Below are 1,314 nucleotides of genomic sequence, written 5' to 3' on the forward strand. Positions count from 1 at the left end.
GCGCGCCCGGCTGGCGCAGGCCACCCGTACGCCCCCGGGCCGGCTGCGGCTGGCCGGGGTGGTGCTCGCGGTGCTCACCGTGGCCTTCGGCGGGCTCACCGCCTGGCAGTTGGAGACCAGGGCGCAGGCCGCCGACCGGGTGGTCTCGTACAGTCAGCCGCTCAGCCGGGACGCCGCCGAGATCCACCGTTCACTGGCCGACGCCGCCACCACCGCGGCCTCCGGCTTCCTGCTGGCCGGCGCCGAGCCCAAGGACGTCCGGGCCCGCTACGAGCAGGACCTCGCCCAGGCCGCCAAGCTGGTCTCCCAGGCCGCCGCCCGGACCACCGCGACCTCCCCCGCACAGGACTCACTCACCCGGCTGAACCAGCAACTCCCGGTGTACGCCGGTCTGGTGGAATCCGCGCGGGCCGACAACCGGCAGGGCATCCCGCTCGGCGGCGCCTACCTGCGGTACGCCTCCGAGCAGATGCAGACCGTGCTGCTGCCGGCCGCCGCCGAACTGAACTCCATCGAGAGCAAGGAACTGACGGACGACTACGCCGCGGCCCAGTCGGTGCCGTGGGGCGCGTACGGCCTGGCGGTGCTCACCCTGGCCGCACTGGGCTGGGTGCAGCTGACCCTGTTCCGCCGCACCAACCGGGTGTTCAACATCGGCCTGGTGGGCGCCACCGCCGCCGTCCTGGCCGGCACGCTCTGGCTCGCCGTGGCCGGACTGACCACCGCCGCGGCCCTGGAGAAGAGCGACCACGAGGGCGCGAACCCGCTGCGGGCGCTCAACTCGGCCCGGGTGGACGTGCTGACGGCCCGGCTGGCGGAGAACCTGAACCTGGTCGCCCGGGGCTCCACCGCCACGTACGCCGCGCAGTACACGGACGTCACCAAGCGGCTGGCCGGGACGGCCGAGAAGACCACCCCGATGCGCGACCGCGGCGGCTCGCTCTCCACCGCGCTGGGCCTCGCTCCGGCCGCCGCGAGCCAGTCCCTGGCCACGGCCGCCGACCAGTACGACATCTGGCAGGACCGGTACCGCACCGCGCGCACCGCCGAGGTCGACAACGCCGACTACCAGGGCGCCCTGAACGCGACGGTGTCGGCCACCGACACCACCAACACCGCCGACGCCGCCTTCAACGCCACCGACCGGGCGCTCGCCCAGGCCGCCGACACCGAGCAGGCCCGGTTCGACGCCGCCGCCGACGGCACCGCCGGGGACCTCCGGCTCGCCGCCGGCGCGGCCGCGGTGCTCGGCCTGGTGGCCGCGGCGGCCGCGCTGCGGGGCCTGGGCCGACGACTCGCCGAGTACCGGTAGAG

At 75.4% G+C, this 1,314-nt stretch carries 1 protein-coding gene; it reads left to right on the top strand.

The features are described from left to right. The coding region (locus tag BG452_RS34920; RefSeq protein ID WP_188308356.1) for a hypothetical protein at positions 1–1,312 on the top strand (1,312 nt) is incomplete at its 5' end. Positions 1,313–1,314 lie beyond the last annotated feature (2 nt).

Source organism: Streptomyces sp. CBMA123 (assembly GCF_014596465.1).
In the GTDB taxonomy this organism is placed as follows: Bacteria; Actinomycetota; Actinomycetes; order Streptomycetales; family Streptomycetaceae; genus Kitasatospora.